11 protein-coding genes and 2 tRNA genes are annotated in these 17,197 nt (G+C 72.9%); 12 read left to right on the forward strand and 1 reads right to left on the reverse strand.

What is annotated here, in order from left to right; all coding sequences use genetic code 11:
• Window positions 1-56 precede the first annotated feature (56 nt).
• From dnaN to AC3ERT_RS02995, 10 genes are all read left to right on the forward strand, one after another.
• Window positions 57-1,187 carry a DNA polymerase III subunit beta gene (gene dnaN, locus AC3ERT_RS02950; RefSeq protein WP_335971817.1) on the forward strand — a complete coding sequence of 377 codons (1,131 nt, stop codon included), beginning with the start codon at window positions 57-59 and terminating at the stop codon, window positions 1,185-1,187.
• A gap of 83 nt (window positions 1,188-1,270) precedes the next feature.
• Window positions 1,271-2,188: a phosphogluconate dehydrogenase (NAD(+)-dependent, decarboxylating) gene (gene gnd / locus AC3ERT_RS02955; protein ID WP_335971820.1), complete on the forward strand. Its 918-nt coding sequence runs from the start codon at window positions 1,271-1,273 to the stop codon at window positions 2,186-2,188.
• A gap of 68 nt (window positions 2,189-2,256) precedes the next feature.
• The gene (recF, locus tag AC3ERT_RS02960) at window positions 2,257-3,420 is read left to right on the forward strand and encodes a DNA replication/repair protein RecF (protein WP_435172486.1); all 1,164 of its coding nucleotides are present in this window, start codon (window positions 2,257-2,259) and stop codon (window positions 3,418-3,420) included.
• The gene (locus tag AC3ERT_RS02965; RefSeq protein WP_435172488.1) at window positions 3,417-4,019 is read left to right on the forward strand and encodes a DciA family protein; all 603 of its coding nucleotides are present in this window, start codon (window positions 3,417-3,419) and stop codon (window positions 4,017-4,019) included. Before recF ends, AC3ERT_RS02965 begins: the two co-directional genes overlap by 4 nt.
• Before the next feature lie 302 nt (window positions 4,020-4,321).
• The gene (gene gyrB, locus AC3ERT_RS02970) at window positions 4,322-6,322 is read left to right on the forward strand and encodes a DNA topoisomerase (ATP-hydrolyzing) subunit B (protein WP_335971827.1); all 2,001 of its coding nucleotides are present in this window, start codon (window positions 4,322-4,324) and stop codon (window positions 6,320-6,322) included.
• 44 nt (window positions 6,323-6,366) lie between these two features.
• Window positions 6,367-9,075, forward strand: coding sequence for a DNA gyrase subunit A (gene gyrA / locus AC3ERT_RS02975; RefSeq protein ID WP_435172490.1), 2,709 nt, complete (start codon window positions 6,367-6,369; stop codon window positions 9,073-9,075).
• Between the two features lie 15 nt (window positions 9,076-9,090).
• Window positions 9,091-9,744, forward strand: coding sequence for a DUF3566 domain-containing protein (locus AC3ERT_RS02980; RefSeq protein WP_435137195.1), 654 nt, complete (start codon window positions 9,091-9,093; stop codon window positions 9,742-9,744).
• Between the two features lie 48 nt (window positions 9,745-9,792).
• Window positions 9,793-9,866: transfer RNA gene (locus AC3ERT_RS02985), tRNA-Ile, on the forward strand.
• Window positions 9,867-10,060: 194 nt separating this feature from the next.
• Window positions 10,061-10,201 carry a DLW-39 family protein gene (locus AC3ERT_RS02990; RefSeq protein WP_335971832.1) on the forward strand — a complete coding sequence of 47 codons (141 nt, stop codon included), beginning with the start codon at window positions 10,061-10,063 and terminating at the stop codon, window positions 10,199-10,201.
• Between the two features lie 191 nt (window positions 10,202-10,392).
• Window positions 10,393-11,769, forward strand: a complete 1,377-nt coding sequence (locus AC3ERT_RS02995; protein WP_435172492.1) for a hypothetical protein — start codon at window positions 10,393-10,395, stop codon at window positions 11,767-11,769.
• Between the two features lie 3 nt (window positions 11,770-11,772).
• Here AC3ERT_RS02995 and AC3ERT_RS03000 read toward each other — a convergent pair whose 3' ends face one another.
• Window positions 11,773-13,314, reverse strand: coding sequence for a serine/threonine-protein kinase (locus tag AC3ERT_RS03000; protein WP_435172628.1), 1,542 nt, complete (start codon window positions 13,312-13,314; stop codon window positions 11,773-11,775).
• A 149-nt stretch (window positions 13,315-13,463) separates the two neighbouring features.
• On the opposite strand from AC3ERT_RS03000, the gene AC3ERT_RS03005 reads away from it, so the two are divergent.
• Together AC3ERT_RS03005 and AC3ERT_RS03010 are read left to right on the forward strand one after the other, a co-directional pair.
• A tRNA-Ala gene (locus AC3ERT_RS03005) sits at window positions 13,464-13,536 on the forward strand.
• 141 nt (window positions 13,537-13,677) lie between these two features.
• Window positions 13,678-17,145 carry an AfsR/SARP family transcriptional regulator gene (locus tag AC3ERT_RS03010; RefSeq protein WP_435172630.1) on the forward strand — a complete coding sequence of 1,156 codons (3,468 nt, stop codon included), beginning with the start codon at window positions 13,678-13,680 and terminating at the stop codon, window positions 17,143-17,145.
• The last annotated feature ends 52 nt before the right edge of the window (window positions 17,146-17,197 follow it).

Consider the following 17,197-nt stretch of genomic DNA (forward strand, 5'->3'; position numbering starts at 1 on the left):
AGTCCTGTGCGTCAGACTGGTCCCCGACAGCCAGCAACAAGCAGGAGGCGGTTCCGGTGAAGATCCGGGTGGAGCGCGACGTACTCGCCGAGGCAGTGGCTTGGGCAGCCCGCAGCCTCCCGGCCCGTCCCCCGGTGCCCGTGCTCGCCGGGCTGCTGCTCAAGGCCGAGGAGGGCAAGCTCAGCCTCTCCGGCTTCGACTACGAGGTCTCGGCGCGGGTCTCGGTCGAGGCGGAGGTCGACGAGGAGGGCACCGTGCTGGTCTCCGGCCGGCTGCTCGCCGACATCTCCAGGGCGCTGCCCAACCGCCCCGTGGAGATCTCCACCGACGGCGTGCGGGTCACCGTGGTCTGCGGCAGTTCCCGCTTCACCCTCCACACCCTCCCCGTCGAGGAGTACCCGGCGCTGCCCGCGATGCCCACCGCCTCGGGCACCGTCCCCGGTGAGGTCTTCGCCGCCGCCGCCGCCCAGGTCGCCATCGCCGCCGGGCGCGACGACACGCTGCCGGTGCTCACCGGTGTGCGGATCGAGATCGAGGGCGACACCGTCACGCTGGCCGCCACCGACCGCTACCGCTTCGCGGTCCGCGAGTTCCTGTGGAAGCCGGAGCAGGCCGACATCTCCGCGGTCGCCCTGGTGCCCGCCAAGACCCTCCAGGACACCGCCAAGTCGCTCACCAGCGGCGACACCGTCTCCATCGCCCTGGCCGGCGCCGGTGAGGGCGAGGGGCTGATCGGCTTCGAGGGCGCGGGCCGCCGCACCACCACCCGGCTGCTCGAGGGCGACCTGCCGAAGTACCGCACCCTGTTCCCCACCGAGTTCGCCTCGGTCGCGGTGATCGAGACCGCGCCCCTGGTCGAGGCGGTCAAGCGCGTCGCCCTGGTCGCCGAGCGCAACACCCCGGTGCGGCTGAGCTTCGAGCAGGGTGTGCTCACCCTGGAGGCCGGCTCCAGCGACGACGCACAGGCTGTGGAAAGGGTCGAGGCCAAGCTCGACGGCGACGACATCTCGATCGCCTTCAACCCGACGTTCCTGCTCGACGGCCTCAGCGCGATCGACTCCCCGGCCGCCCAGCTGTCCTTCACGACCTCCACGAAGCCGGCCCTGCTCAGCGGCCGACCGGCCGTCGACGCCGAGGCCGACGAGGCGTACAAGTACCTGATCATGCCGGTGCGCCTGTCCGGCTGAAGCCCGGACCGCGGGTCGACGTAGGCTCGTGGTCGGACCGGGCCGGGCTCAGGCAGTCCCGCCGGGTACCGCGGTCACGCGCCATGCGTTACGCGTCGAATGCTTCGAACGAAGGGTCAGTGATGGAGCTCGGTCTCATCGGTCTCGGCAAGATGGGCGGCAACATGCGCGAGCGCATCCGCCGCGCCGGCCACACCGTCATCGGGTACGACCGGAACCCGGACCTCGCCGATGTCCACAGCCTCAAGGAACTTGTGGACTCGCTCCAGGGTCCGCGCGTGGTGTGGGTGATGGTCCCCGCCGGCAAGGCCACCCAGTCCACCATCGACGAACTGGGCGAGCTGCTCTCGCCCGGCGACCTGGTGGTCGACGGCGGCAACTCCCGCTGGACCGACGACGAGAAGCACGCCGAGCAGCTGGCCGCCAAGGGCATCGGCTTCGTCGACTGCGGCGTCTCCGGCGGCGTGTGGGGCCTCGCCAACGGCTACGCGCTGATGTACGGCGGCACCGCGGAGGACGTCGCCAAGGCGCAGCCGATCTTCGACGCGCTCAAGCCCGAGGGCGACTCCGGCTCGGTGCACGCCGGCAAGGTCGGCGCCGGCCACTTCGCCAAGATGGTCCACAACGGCATCGAGTACGCGATGATGCAGGCGTACGCCGAGGGCTGGGAGCTGCTGGAGGCGGTGGACTCGGTCACCGACGTCCGCGAGGTCTTCCGCTCCTGGAAGTCGGGTACGGTGATCCGCTCCTGGCTGCTCGACCTGGCCGTGGACGCGCTCGACAAGAGCGAGCACCTGGAGAACCTCCGCGGCTACGCGGACGACTCCGGTGAGGGCCGCTGGACCGTGGAGGCCGCGATCGACAACGCGGTGCCGCTGCCCGCGATCACCGCGTCCCTCTTCGCCCGGTTCTCGTCCCGCCAGGACGACTCGCCGCAGATGAAGATGATCGCCGCGCTGCGCAACGAGTTCGGCGGCCACGCGGTCACCGCGGCCGAGTAGGCCGCGCGGCGGTTCTCGTACCGCACGTCACAGCAGGGAGGTCGGCGCATCGGGCGCCACAGCACGAGATGCACGTAGCGCACCTTTCGCTCGCCGACTTCCGCTCCTACGCCCGGGCCGAGGTCCCTCTCGACCCGGGCGTCACGGTCTTCGTCGGGCCCAACGGGCAGGGCAAGACCAATCTGGTCGAGGCGGTCGGCTACCTGGCCACCCTCGGCAGCCACCGGGTCGCCGCTGACGCGCCCCTGGTACGGCTCGGCGCGGAGCGCTCGGTGGTCCGCGCCCAGGTGGTGCAGGGCGACCGGCAGCAGCTGGTCGAACTGGAGATCAACCCGGGCCGCGCCAACCGGGCCCGGATCAACCGCTCCTCGCAGGTCCGGCCGCGGGACGTGCTGGGCATCCTGCGCAGCGTGCTGTTCGCCCCGGAGGACCTGGCGCTGGTCAAGGGCGACCCCGGCGAGCGGCGGCGCTTCCTCGATGAACTGGTCACCGCCCGCGCCCCCCGGCTGGCCGGGGTCCGCTCCGACTACGAGCGGGTGCTCAAGCAGCGCAACACCCTGCTGAAGTCCGCCGCGCTGGCCCGCCGGCACGGCAGCCGGGCGGCCGCGGGCAGCGCGGGCCGGACCGGCGGCGCCGACCTGTCCACCCTGGACGTGTGGGACCAGCACCTGGCCCGCGCCGGCGCCGAACTGCTCGCCCAGCGGCTCGACCTGGTCGCCGCGCTCCAGCCGCTGGCCGACAAGGCGTACGAGCAGCTCGCGCCCGGCGGCGGCCCGGTCGGGCTGGAGTACCGCGGCTCGATCGGCGACGAGAGGATGGTCGGCGCGACCGGCCGCGAGGACCTGTACGGGCGGCTGCTGGAGGCGCTCGGCGAGGCCCGCAAGCAGGAGATCGAGCGCGGTGTGACCCTGGTCGGACCGCACCGCGACGACCTGGTGCTCAAGCTCGGCCCGCTCCCGGCGAAGGGCTACGCCAGCCACGGCGAGTCGTGGTCGTACGCGCTCGCGCTGCGGCTGGCGTCGTACGAACTGCTCTGCTCCGACGGGCGGGAGCCGGTGCTGGTGCTGGACGACGTGTTCGCCGAGCTGGACACCCGGCGCCGGGAGCGGCTGGCCGAACTCGTCGCGCCCGGCGAGCAGGTGCTGGTGACGGCCGCGGTCGACGACGACGTGCCGGGCGTGCTGGCGGGCACGCGCTTCGCGGTGCAGAACGGAACGGTGCAGCGGGCATGAGCGAGGGCGAGCGGGCACGGGCCCGGCAGGAGGACGGCGCCGGAGCCGTACCCCGGCAGGAGGGCGCGGCGCCGGGCGGAGGGGAACAGCCGGCGGCAGGCGGCGCCTCGGGGGTGGACCTCGCCCGGGTGGCGCTGCGGGCGGCGAAGGAGCAGGCGCGGGCCAGGGGCGCGGCGGCGGTGCAGAAGAAGCAGGCCCGCCGGGGCGGGCTGCGCAGCGGTGCCCGGGCGGACGGCCGCGACCCGCTGCCGCTGGGCGCGGCGATCAACCGGCTGATCACCGAGCGCGGCTGGGAGGCGCCGGCCGCGGTCGGCGGGGTGATGGGCCGCTGGCCGCAGCTGGTCGGGCCGGAGGTGGCGCTGCACTGCGCGCCGGAGCGGTACGACGAGGACGAGCGGGTGCTGACCGTGCAGTGCGACTCGACGGCGTGGGCGACCCAGTTGCGGCTGCTCGCGCCGACGCTGGTGGCGCGGCTCAACGCCGATCTCGGGCAGGGCACGGTGCGGATGATCAAGGTGCTGGCACCGGCCGGTCCGAGCCGGTCGTACGGCAGGCTGCGCGCGCCCGGCAGCCGTGGTCCGGGTGACACGTACGGGTGAGCGCGCAGGCGCACGGATGCCCCTGCTGAGCGTAGTGGGAGGTTGACAGCCGGAAGCCCTGGACGCCCTCGTGAGCGGTTTCGGCACCGGGGCCGCGTGTAGGGAGTCGGCCGAGGCGGGGTTCGGTCGGCACATGGGAACTCAGGTACCGGCAAAGCCCCACTCATGTCGGCGCTACCGGTAGACTGGTACGAGACCGCCCTCCCCTGGCAGTCCGGCGAGTCCGGCAGGGGTACCCCAGCGGAACCGTCGAACCACAGTCAGAACATCGCAGCCGATCCCACCGCGGTGGGACCCGGCTCGTGCTGTGCCAGAAAGGGCGCTTCGTGGCCGATTCCGGCAACCCCAACGAGAACTCCAACAAGTCCTACGACGCCAGTGCGATCACCGTGCTGGAGGGACTCGAGGCGGTGCGCAAGCGCCCCGGTATGTACATCGGCTCGACCGGTGAGCGGGGCCTGCACCACCTCGTGCAAGAGGTCGTGGACAACTCGGTCGACGAGGCGATGGCCGGCTTTGCCGACACCATCGACGTCACGATCCTCGCCGACGGCGGCGTGCGCGTGGTGGACAACGGGCGCGGCATCCCGGTCGGCATCATCCCCTCGGAGGGCAAGCCGGCCGTCGAGGTCGTGCTGACCGTGCTGCACGCCGGCGGCAAGTTCGGCGGCGGCGGCTACGCGGTCTCCGGCGGTCTGCACGGCGTCGGCGTCTCGGTGGTCAACGCGCTGTCGACGCGCGTCGCCGTCGAGGTCCGCACCGACGGGTACCGCTGGACGCAGGACTACAAGCTGGGCGTGCCGACGGCGCCGCTGGCCAAGCGCGAGGCCACCGAGGAGACCGGCACCTCGGTCACCTTCTGGGCCGACCCGGACATCTTCGAGACCACCGAGTACTCCTTCGAGACGCTCTCCCGGCGGCTGCAGGAGATGGCGTTCCTCAACAAGGGCCTGCGGATCGCGCTGACCGACGAGCGCCCCGACCACGTGGACGAGGAGGGCAAGCCGCTCTTTGCCTCGTACTACTACGAGGGCGGCATCGTCGACTACGTGCGGTACCTCAACTCGCGCAAGGGCGAGATGGTCCACCCCACGGTGATCGACATCGAGGCGGAGGACAAGGAGCGGCTGCTGTCGGTCGAGGTCGCCATGCAGTGGAACACCCAGTACAGCGAGGGTGTCTACAGCTTCGCGAACACGATCCACACCCATGAGGGCGGCACCCACGAGGAGGGCTTCCGCGCGGCCCTGACCGGCCTGGTCAACCGCTACGCGCGGGAGAAGAAGCTGCTGCGGGAGAAGGACGACAACCTCACCGGCGAGGACATCCGCGAGGGCCTGACCGCGATCATCTCGGTCAAGCTCGGCGAGCCGCAGTTCGAGGGCCAGACGAAGACCAAGCTCGGCAACACCGAGGCGAAGACGTACGTGCAGAAGGTCGTGCACGAGCACCTCACCGACTGGCTGGACCGCAACCCCAACGAGGCCACGGACATCATCCGCAAGTCGATCCAGGCGGCCACCGCCCGGGTCGCGGCCCGCAAGGCGCGGGACCTCACCCGCCGCAAGGGCCTGCTGGAGTCCGCGTCGCTGCCGGGCAAGCTGAGCGACTGCCAGTCGAACGACCCGACGAAGTGCGAGATCTTCATCGTCGAGGGTGACTCCGCCGGCGGCTCGGCGAAGTCCGGCCGCAACCCGCAGTACCAGGCGATCCTCCCGATCCGCGGCAAGATCCTCAACGTGGAGAAGGCCAGGATCGACAAGATCCTGCAGAACCAGGAGATCCAGGCGCTGATCTCGGCCTTCGGCACCGGTGTGCACGAGGACTTCGACATCGACAAGCTGCGCTATCACAAGATCATCCTGATGGCGGACGCCGACGTCGACGGCCAGCACATCAACACGCTGCTGCTGACCTTCCTCTTCCGGTTCATGCGCCCGCTGGTGGAGGCCGGACACGTGTACCTGTCCCGCCCGCCGCTGTTCAAGGTGAAGTGGGGCCGCGACGACTGGGAGTACGCCTACTCCGACCGCGAGCGCGACGCGCTGGTGGAGCTGGGCAAGCAGAGCGGCAAGCGCATCCGCGAGGACTCGATCCAGCGCTTCAAGGGCCTCGGCGAGATGAACGCCGAGGAGCTGCGGGTCACCACCATGGACATCGACCACCGTGTGCTCGGCAAGGTCACGCTGGACGACGCGGCGCAGGCCGACGACCTGTTCTCCGTGCTCATGGGCGAGGACGTGGAGGCGCGCCGCACCTTCATCCAGCGCAACGCCAAGGACGTCCGGTTCCTGGACATCTGAGTCGGCCCCGACTTCCGGCCGTGTGAAAGGACTATCAGACAGCGATGGCCGACGAGACCCCCAACACCCCTCCCGTGCCCGATCTCCCCGCGTCCGAGATGGACGAGCGCAACGAGTCCGGGGGGCTGCGCATCGAGCCCGTCGGGCTCGAGACGGAGATGCAGCGCAGCTACCTCGACTACGCGATGTCCGTCATCGTCTCGCGCGCCCTGCCGGACGTGCGCGACGGCCTGAAGCCCGTGCACCGCCGGGTGCTGTACGCGATGTACGACGGCGGCTACCGGCCGGAGAAGGGCTTCTACAAGTGCGCCCGCGTCGTCGGTGACGTCATGGGTACGTACCACCCGCACGGCGACTCCTCGATCTACGACGCGCTGGTCCGGCTGGCGCAGCCGTGGTCGATGCGGATGCCGCTGGTGGACTCCAACGGCAACTTCGGCTCGCCGGGCAACGACCCGGCCGCCGCCATGCGGTACACCGAGTGCAAGATGGCGCCGCTGGCCATGGAGATGGTCCGGGACATCGACGAGGAGACCGTCGACTTCACGGACAACTACGACGGCCGCAACCAGGAGCCGACGGTCCTGCCGTCCCGCTTCCCGAACCTGCTGATCAACGGCTCGGCCGGGATCGCGGTCGGCATGGCCACCAACATCCCGCCGCACAACCTGCGGGAGGTCGCCGACGGCGCCCAGTGGTTCCTGGCCAACCCGGACGCGACGTCCGAGGAGCTGCTCGACGCGCTGATCGAGCGGATCAAGGGCCCGGACTTCCCGACCGGCGCCCTGGTGGTCGGCCGCCGCGGCATCGAGGACGCGTACCGCACCGGGCGCGGCTCGATCACCATGCGCGCGGTCGTCGAGGTCGAGGAGATCCAGAACCGGCAGTGCCTGGTCGTCACCGAGCTGCCGTACCAGACCAACCCGGACAACCTCGCGCAGAAGATCGCCGACCTGGTGAAGGACGGCCGGATCGGCGGGATCGCGGACGTCCGCGACGAGACCTCCTCGCGCACCGGCCAGCGGCTGGTGATCGTGCTCAAGCGCGACGCCGTCGCCAAGGTGGTGCTCAACAACCTCTACAAGCACACCGACCTCCAGTCGAACTTCGGCGCCAACATGCTCGCGCTGGTCGACGGGGTGCCGCGCACGCTCTCGCTGGATGCGTTCATCCGCAACTGGGTGAACCACCAGGTCGAGGTCATCATCCGGCGTACCCGGTTCCGGCTGCGCAAGGCCGAGGAGCGCGCCCACATCCTGCGCGGCCTGCTCAAGGCGCTCGACGCGATCGACGAGGTCATCGCGCTGATCCGGCGCAGCGACACCGTCGAGACCGCGCGCGAGGGCCTGATGGGCCTGCTGGAGATCGACGAGATCCAGGCGAACGCGATCCTGGAGATGCAGCTGCGGCGGCTGGCCGCCCTGGAGCGGCAGAAGATCATCGCCGAGCACGACGAGCTCCAGGCGAAGATCAACGAGTACAACGCGATCCTCGCCTCGCCCGAGTTGCAGCGGCAGATCATCAGCGAGGAACTCCAGGCCATCGTCGACAAGTTCGGCGACGACCGGCGCAGCAAGCTGGTGCCCTTCGACGGCGACATGTCCATCGAGGACCTGATCGCCGAGGAGGACATCGTCGTCACGATCACCCGCGGCGGCTATGTCAAGCGCACCAAGACCGAGGACTACCGCTCGCAGAAGCGCGGCGGCAAGGGCGTGCGGGGCACCAAGCTGAAGCAGGACGACATCGTCGACCACTTCTTTGTCACAACCACGCACCAATGGCTGCTGTTCTTCACGAACAAGGGACGCGTCTATCGCGCCAAGGCGTACGAGCTTCCGGACGCCGGACGGGACGCCCGAGGCCAGCACGTGGCGAACCTGCTGGCCTTCCAGCCGGACGAGCGGATCGCCCAGATCCTGGCCATCAAGGACTACGAAGCGGCGCCGTACCTGGTGCTCGCCACCAAGTCCGGCCTGGTGAAGAAGACCGCGCTGAAGGACTACGACTCCCCGCGCTCCGGCGGTGTGATCGCGATCAACCTGCGGGACGCCGGGGCCGCCGAGGAGGGCGCCGCGGTCGAGTCCGACGAGCTGATCGGCGCCGAGCTGGTCTCCGCCGAGGACGACTTGTTGCTGGTCAGCCGCAAGGCGCAGTGCATCCGCTTCACCGCGACCGACGAGGCGCTGCGGCCGATGGGCCGGGCCACCTCGGGGGTGAAGGGGATGAGTTTCCGCGCGGGTGACGAACTCCTCTCCATGAACGTGGTGCGGCCCGGTACGTTCGTCTTCACCGCCACAGACGGCGGCTACGCCAAGCGCACGCGGGTCGACGAGTACCGCGTGCAGGGGCGTGGCGGGCTCGGGATCAAGGCGGCGAAGATCGTCGAGGACCGGGGCTCGCTGGTCGGTGCGCTGGTGGTCGAGGAGACCGATGAGATCCTTGCCATCACGCTCAGCGGTGGCGTGATCCGGACGCGGGTCAACGAGGTCAGGGAGACCGGTCGTGACACCATGGGCGTCCAGCTCATCAACCTCGGCAAGCGGGACGCGGTGGTAGGTATCGCGCGCAACGCCGAAGCGGAGGATGATCCGGACGGCGTGGAGTCCGACGGCGTGGCGCCGGAAGGCGCGGAGTCCGGTGAGCAGGACGGCGTGGTGGCGCAGGCGGCCGCGGCGGACGACACGAGCACGACAGGGCATGACACTGCGGCCCCGGGTCAGACCCCCGCGGCCGGTGAAGCAGAGGAGTAAGCCGTGAGTGGAGCCATGGGCGCCGCGGGCGGGTCCGGTAGGACGGGTGGCGCCCATGGCGCCGGCCGCACGGGCGGTGCCCATGGCTCGGCCGGGAGCACCGGCCCGGCCGGCGCTGCGGACCGCAGCGGTCCGCAGGAGGGGGGATACACCGTGACCGACACCCGTCAGTCGCCGCACCAGCCGCCGGCCGCGTACCCGCCGCCCCGGCCCTCGGACGCGCCCGGTGGCACCGGGACGTCCGCCGCGGCCGCCGGGGTGCGCAGACCGCGGCCCGCGGCCCGTACGGCGCCGCGTACCCGCAAGGCGCGGCTGCGGGTGTCCAAGGCCGACCCGTGGTCGGTGATGAAGGTCAGCTTCCTGCTGTCGATCGCGCTGGGCATCTGCACGATCGTCGCGGTGGCCGTGCTGTGGATGGTGCTCGACACCATCGGCGTGTTCAGCGCCGTGGGCTCCACCATCAGCGACGCGACCTCCACCGAGGGCGGCAAGGGCGGCTTCGACCTGGTGAGCTTCCTGTCGCTGTCCCGGGTGCTGCTGTTCACCACGGTGATCGCGGTCATCGACGTGGTGCTCGCCACCGCGCTGGCCACTCTGGGGGCCTTCATCTACAACCTCTCCTCGAACTTCGTGGGCGGCGTGGAGCTCACCCTGGCCGAGGACGAGTAACCGATTTTGGGGCTCGGCCCCTGGTGCGCTAATCTTTCCGTGCAGCGCGGGGCTATAGCTCAGACGGTTAGAGCGCTTCCCTGATAAGGAAGAGGCCCCAGGTTCAAGTCCTGGTAGCCCCACTCGCAGACAGGCGGTTCGGTCCCTGAGGGACCGGGCCGCCTTTGTCGTTCCCCGGCGGGGTGTCGGGCCCGGCCTCGGCGGTGGCGCGACGCCCTACCCGTTTTCGATGCCAGGTAACCATTCGGTATCGGCCGCTGTGTATAGTCGGGCGGGTCAGAAGCTCGTCTCACGCAAGAAGGAGGAGGGTCAGGCGATGAAGAAGATTCTCCTGATCGCCCTGGCCGCCGTCGCCGGGCTGTTCGTGTACCGGCAGATCCAGGCGGATCGCGCCGAGCAGGACCTGTGGACGGAAGCCACTGACACGGTCCCGGGTGGTTCCGGCTCAGACGTGTGAGATGCCGTGAGCAGCGCGCCGAGAGGCGCGAGGGCGGTCTTCGGGCCCCGGTCGCACAGCGCGGCCGGGGCCTTCGCCGTTCCCGCCCGTTCCGATACGGTGCCGGTGCAGCTACGGTGCCGCGCATCGCACTCTGATCGGCTCCGATCGGTCCCGGTCGGTTCCCCGGTCGGAGGGGACGGGAGCAGGGGATGAAGCGCACGACGTTCGGCGTGGCCGCGGCCTTAGTGGTGCTGGCCGCCGCGGCGACCCCGGCGGTCGCGGACGGCGGGACGACCACGTCGCCGGACATCTCCTCGTCCTCGGCGTCCTCCACCCCCTCCGGTGCCACCGCCACCGCCCCGGCCACGCCGACCGCCCCGGCCACCTGGCAGCCGCAGGGCCGCGTGCTCACCGGAGCCGCCACCACGGCCGACGCACCCGTGCTGAAGGCGGGCACCACCTACCAGGACACGATCAAGCCCGGCCAGACGCGGATGTACACCATCCCCCTGGACGCGGTCTCCTCCGCCTACGCCTCGGCGTTCGCCCTGCCGCCGACCGGCGTGAAGGTGGCCTACAACGACGGCATCGAGCTGAAGTTCACCAGCACCGACGGGACGCAGTGCGACAGCCGCGAGGCGCACTTCGACGACGACGGCGACGCCCGCCCGGTCGGCACCGCGGTGCAGCGCGTGGCCAGCGGCGGTTACGGCTCCTGCGAGGTCGCCGACCGGTACACGCTCCAGGTGCACCGCACCTCCGAGGCGGGCTCGGACCAGGCGGCCTGGCCGCTGGAGCTGCGCTACGTCCTGGAACCGCCGCTCAAGGCGGGCGCCGACCGGCAGTCCGCACCGCCCGACGTGACCGCCACCGCCTCCCCGACCCCGCTCACCACCGGCACGACGAAGCCGGCGAGCGGCGGCACTTCGTTCGAGACCGCGGCCGCGCTGCGGACCGGCATCTGGAAGGACCAGGTGCTGCCCGGCGAGACGCGCTTCTACAAGGTGGCGGTCGACTGGGGCCAACAGGCCACCGTCTTCGCGGACTTCTCCAGCGCGCCGTTGATCGGCAGCTCTCTCAACTTCGTCAACACCGGGGTCCGGCTGACCTCCTTCAGCCCGGTCCGGCAGTACGTCGACGGCGACGACGGCTCCTACTCCGGCGCGCAGACCTCGCTCGACACGCAGGTGCCGACGGTGTCCTACGCGAACCGCTCCTCGGACGACGACACGGTCCAGCGAGTGCGGTACGCGGGGTGGTACTACGTCGCGGTCACGGTGCACCCGGACGTGGCCAAGCAGGTCAGCGGGGCGGTGCCGGTCACACTGCGCGTCCAGGTCTCCGGTACGGCGCAGGCCGGTCCCCCGTACGCCGGGGACCCGGGCGCGGCCGGGATCGGCGTCGACGCCCGCGCGGCGGCCTCGGCCGACGGCACCGCGCCGTCGGCCGCCGGCACGGCCGGCGGGGCGCCCGCGGTCCCGGGGCTGCGCATGGTCGCGTACGGGGCGTTCGGGCTCGGCACGCTGCTGCTGCTCGTCCTGGCGGTCTGGTTCGGGGCGGCGCGGCGGCGGCCGGCCAGGGGCTGAGCCTCAGGAGGCCATCAGGGCCACGACGCCGATCGCGAAGCAGAGCAGGGCGAGGACCAGCATCGGCACCGCGACCTTCGCCGGGGGGCCGGGTTTGGCGCGGCGGGCCGGGAGGGCGGCGGAGGCGGTGTCGGCGGTGTCCGCGGTGCCGGTGGTGGTGCCCGGCGCGGTGGAGGCGGTCGCGGGGGCCGGGGGCGGGGTCGGAGTCGGGGCCGCGGTCGCGGGGGCCGGGAAGGGTTCCGGCGGTGCGGGGTGGTTCAGGCGGGTGGGCGGGTGCGTCGGGGGCTCCGGCGGAGCGGCGGGCGCGGGCAGCGGGACGGCCTCCACGGCCGCGTGAGCGGTCGGGGCGGCGTGGCGGGGCTGGCGGCGCCCGCCGGGCGGCTGCGGGGCGGGCAGGGGCTCCACAGGGGCCTCGACGGGCATCTGCGGGGGCGGCACCGGGGTGGCGGGTGGCGTGGGGGGAGCCGCGGGCGGGGCGGGAGGCATGGGCGTGGGGGCCGTCGTGGGGCGGGCGGGGTAGCCCGGCAGGGGCGCCGCACCGTATCCGGCCGGGTGCCCCTGGCTCGAGCGGTCCTGGTCCGGCGGCAGCGCCGGTGGCGGCGGGACGGGAGTGGACGGCGGGACGGCCGCACCGGCGGGCGCCGGCGCGGTGACCGCCCGGTCCGCGGTCGGCCCGTCCGGGCCGAACCCCGCGGGCAGCGGGCCGATCAGGTCGAAGATCTCCACCGGTTCCTCGCCGGACCCGTCCTCCGGCAGCAGCTCCGACGCGGCCGCCAGCGCCTTGCGCGCGCCCGTCGCCGTACGGAACCGCGCGTACGGGTCCGGCTGGAGCAGGGTGCCGACCACCTGCCACAGCGGGCCCGGCACGCCCAGCGGCGCCGGGGGCATGCCCATCTCCAGGAACCGGTCCTGAACCGCCTGGGCGTCGGGTTTGCGCCCGCCGAGCAGGTAGAGCGCGACGAGCCCGGTCGCGTACAGGTCCGCCGCGAAGTCCGGCTCGGCGCCGAGCAGTTGCTCCGGGGCGAAGTAGCCGGGCGTGCCGACCACGTAGTTGGCCTCGGTGAGCCGGGCGTCGCCCTTGCGCATCGCGATCCCGAAGTCCGACAGCCGTACGTGCGGGGGGCGGGTGCCGGTCGCCTCCAGCAGGACGTTGGCGGGCTTGATGTCCCGGTGGATGACGCCCTCGGCGTGCACCGCGCTCAGCCCGGCGAGCAGCTGGTCGAGCAGCACGCAGACCAGGCGCGGCGGCAGCGGGCCGTACTCCGCGACCAGGTGCGACAGCGAACCGCCGCACACCAGGTCCATGGTGAACAGCACCTTGTCGTCGTCCGCGGCCCAGCTCGCCGGGGCCAGCACGTGCGGGTGGTCGATCCGCAGCGCTTGTTCCCGGACGAAGCGCAGCAGCGCGTGGGCGTCGCTCTGCTGGAGCAGCTTCGCCGCCACGTAGCGCCGCCTGCGGCGGTCCCACGCCCGCCATACCGCTCCGACCCCGCCGCGTCCGATCGGGTCCACCAGCTCGTACCGACCCGCGAAGACCTCGCCCATCGCCTGCCGTCCGCCCTCTTCACCGACCTCGATCCCGTCGGACCAGACTCTGCCAGGGCCGCCCACCCGGGCGCGAGGGTGTGTCCCCCCATCCCGCCCACAACCCGTTTCGGCTCGCCCCCCTCCACCCGGTACGCTGTCTGCCACACGGGGCCTTAGCTCAGTTGGTAGAGCGCTGCCTTTGCAAGGCAGATGTCAGGAGTTCGAATCTCCTAGGCTCCACTCGTGTGTGTGCAGACCGTCGGCCCCCTCACCCGGGATGGGCGAGGGGGCCGACGGCGTGTGGGCCGGGTGCGGCGGCCGGGCGGTGGGGTGCGGGGGCTGGGGGTCGGGGTGGGGGTGGGACAGAATCGGGGGGTGGTCATGTTCGGGGTGTTGGGGGCGACGCGGGCGGTCGGGGCCGACGGCGCCGAGGCCGCGTTGGGCGGGCCGCGGCGGCGGGCGGTGCTGGCGCTGCTCGTGCTGGAGGCGGGGCGGGTGGTCGCCGCGGAGCGGCTGATCGACGGTCTGTACGGAGCGGGCGCGCCGGCCGGGGCGGCCAACGCGGTGCAGTCGCAGATCTCGCGGTTGCGGCAGGTGCTGCCGGTGGCGGTGGAGGGGCACCCGGCGGGGTACCGGCTGGCGGCGGAGCGGGAGCAGGTGGACGCGTACCGGTTCGAGCGGCTGGCGCTGCGCGGGCGGGAGGCGCTGGCGGCCGGACAGCCGGACGCGGCGGCCGAGTTGCTGGCGGACGCGCTCGGGTGGTGGCGCGGGCCCGCGCTGGCGGACGTGGGGGACGCGCCGTTCGCGGTGGCCCAGGCGGCGCGGTGGGAGGAACTGCGGCTGGGGGCGGTGGAGGACCGGGTCGAGGCAGGACTGGCGCTCGGCCGGCATCGCGATGTGGTGGCGGAACTGGGGGAGTTGGTGGCCGCGCACCCCCTGCGGGAGCGGCTGCGCGGCCAGTTGATGCGGGCGCTGTACGGCAGCGGGCGGCAGGCCGAGGCACTGGCGGCGTACGAGGCGGCCCGGCGGGAGTTGGCCGACGCGCTGGGCGCCGACCCGGGCCCGGAGCTGTCCGCGGTCCACCTCGCGGTGCTGCGCGGAGACCCGTCGCTGATATCGGACAGGCCGCGGACGCGGGAGGAGCGGGAGGGGCCGGGCGCAGCCGCAGCCGGGCCCGCACCCGTACCGCCCCGGACAACCGCGCATGTTCCACGTGAAACACGCGTGGAGGCGCATGTTCCACGTGGAACAGCGCCGCACGCCCGCCGTGAACATCCGGAGTATCCGGAGCGTCCCGAGCCTCCGGAGCACCACGAACTTCCCGCCCGGCTCACCAGCTTCATCGGCCGCGAGGAGGAGATCGCCCGGATCGGCGAGCAGTTGGCGCATGGCCGGCTCGTCACGCTGATCGGCCCGGGCGGCGCTGGGAAGACCCGGCTCGCGGTGGAGGCGGCCCGCCGCCACCCGGACGGCGTGCGGTTCGTGGAGCTGGCCGGGCTCGACGACGGCGCCGCCCTGGCACGGGCCGTCCTCGGCGGCCTCGGGCTCCGCGAGGGCGGGCTGCTGCCGACGTCCGGCCCGGGCGCCGCCGCGCCGGACCCGCTGTCCCGGATCACGGCCGCCCTCGCCGACCGCCCGCTGCTGCTGGTCCTGGACAACTGCGAGCACGTCGTCACCGAAGCCGCCTACTTCACCGAGCGCCTCCTCGCCGGGCTGCCGCTGCTGCGGGTCCTCGCCACCAGCCGCGAAGCGCTCGGCATCGACGGCGAGGTGCTGTGCCCGGTGCCGACCCTGCCCCTGCCGCAGCCCGGCACGGACCGGGAAGGAGCGCTGGCCTCCCCCGCCGTACGCCTCTTCGTCGAACGGGCCACCGCCGTGCGCCCCGACTTCGACCCGGTCGCCGACCCGGCGAGCGCGGACGCCGTGCTGCGGCTGTGCACCGCCCTGGACGGGCTGCCGCTGGCGATCGAGCTCGCCGCGGCCCGGCTGCGCTCGCTGTCGGTCGTGGACATCGCCGCCCGGCTCGGTGCGCTCCCCGACCGCGACGGCGACGTGGTCCCGTACAGCCTCGGCATACGGCCGGACGCGCTCTTCCGGCTGCTGTCCCGCGGCAGCCGCACCGCCCAGCCGCGCCAGCGCACCCTGCGCGGCGTCGTGGAGTGGAGCTGGGAGCTGCTGCCCGCGGACGAGCGGGCGGTGCTGCGGCGCGCCTCGGTGTTCGCGGGCGGCTGGACCCTGGATGCCGCGGAGGCGGTCTGCGCCGACCCGGAACCGGCCCATGGCGACCCCGCCGGCGCGGACCGCATCGACCCCGACGACGTGCTGGACCTGGTCGCCGCGCTCGTGGAGAAGTCCCTCGTCGTCGCCCAGCAGCCGGACGTGTCCGGCCGGGTCCGCTACCGCGTGCTGGAGTCGATCCGCGCGTACGGCGCCGAGCGGCTGGCCGAGGCGGGCGAGACCGACCGCACCCAGCGCGCCCACATCGCGCACTTCCTGCGCTTCGCGCTCGACGCGGACCCGCACCTGCGCCGCGCCGAGCAGGTGGAGTGGCTGGCGCGGTACGCCGAGGACAACGACAACTTCCGGGCGGCCCTGCACCGCGCCCAGGCTGCCGGGGACACCACCGCCACGATGCGGCTGGTCGCGGCCCTGTCGTCGTACTGGCTGCTGCGCGGGGTGCGGGACGAGGGGGTCGCGGCCGCCCGGCAGGTGCTCGCGGCGCTCGGGCCGCACCCGCCGGAGGGCATGGAGGAGGAGTTCGCCCTGTGCGTGATGGCGGTGCTTGGCGCGCTCTCCGACCCGGACGCCTACGCCGAGCACGTGGCGGCCGCCACCGTCGTCGTGGACCGGATGCACCGGGTGTCCCGGCGCTTCCCCGTCCTCACGCTGCTGTGGGCGCCGTTCGCGGGTGTGCCGGACGCGAGCGAGGACACCGTCGCGGTGCTGGAGGAGTTCCTCGCCGAGCACGACGACCCGTGGTACCGCGCGCTCGGCCACCTCGGCGCCGGCTTCCAGGCGTGGATGACGCACGCCGACACCGCCACCGCCCGGCGCGAGTGCACCCGCGCTCTGGAGTACTTCACGGCCGAGGGCGACCGCTGGGGCATGATCACCTCCCTCAATGTGCTCGCCGACCTCGCGGACTACGACGGCCGGCTGCCGGAGGCCCTCGCGTCGCTGGGCCGTGCGCTGGAGCTGGCGCAGGAGCTGGACTCCGCCCTGGACATGGCCGAACTGCTCTGCAACCACGCCGCGTACAGCCTGCGCGCGGAGGAGTACGACGCGGCGCGGGCGTACTGCGAGCGGGCCGTGCTGCTCTCCCGCCGGGCCGGCTCGCCGGAGACGCTGGCGATGGCCCACGTCGGGCTCGGCGAGGCCGCCCGGCTGTCCGGCGATCTGGCCACCGCGCGGGCGCTGTGCGAGCAGGCGCTTTTGGAGTGCCCGCGCGGCTGGTTCTCCAGCGACGGCATCCGCTCCACCGCGCTGCGCGCCCTCGGCTGGATCGCGGTGGCCGAGGGCGACGCGGCCGCCGCCCGGGACCGGTTCAGGGCCGCCGCGGCGGACAGCGGCAGCGGTGCCATGGAGTTCCCGATGTCCGGCGCGCTCCTGGCGGTGGCCGCCGCGGGGCTCGCGGTGCTGGTCGACGAACCGCGTCGGGCCGCACTGCTGCTGGGCGCCGCACACGCGGTGCGCGGCAGGCCGCCCGGCGGACCCGACGTACGCGCCACGGCCGCCGCGGCCCGAAGAGCCCTGGGCGACGGGCCGTACGAGGAGGCGTACGCGCGCACCCGCGCCTTGGACCGGGCCGCCGCGCTCGCCCTGACCACGGAGTACCTGACCGGCGGGTGACCCGTCCCCCGCCCCCGCGCGAAGGGCGCGACCACCGCTCCGGGGCACCGCC

It is taken from the genome of Actinacidiphila sp. bgisy145 (assembly GCF_057708125.1).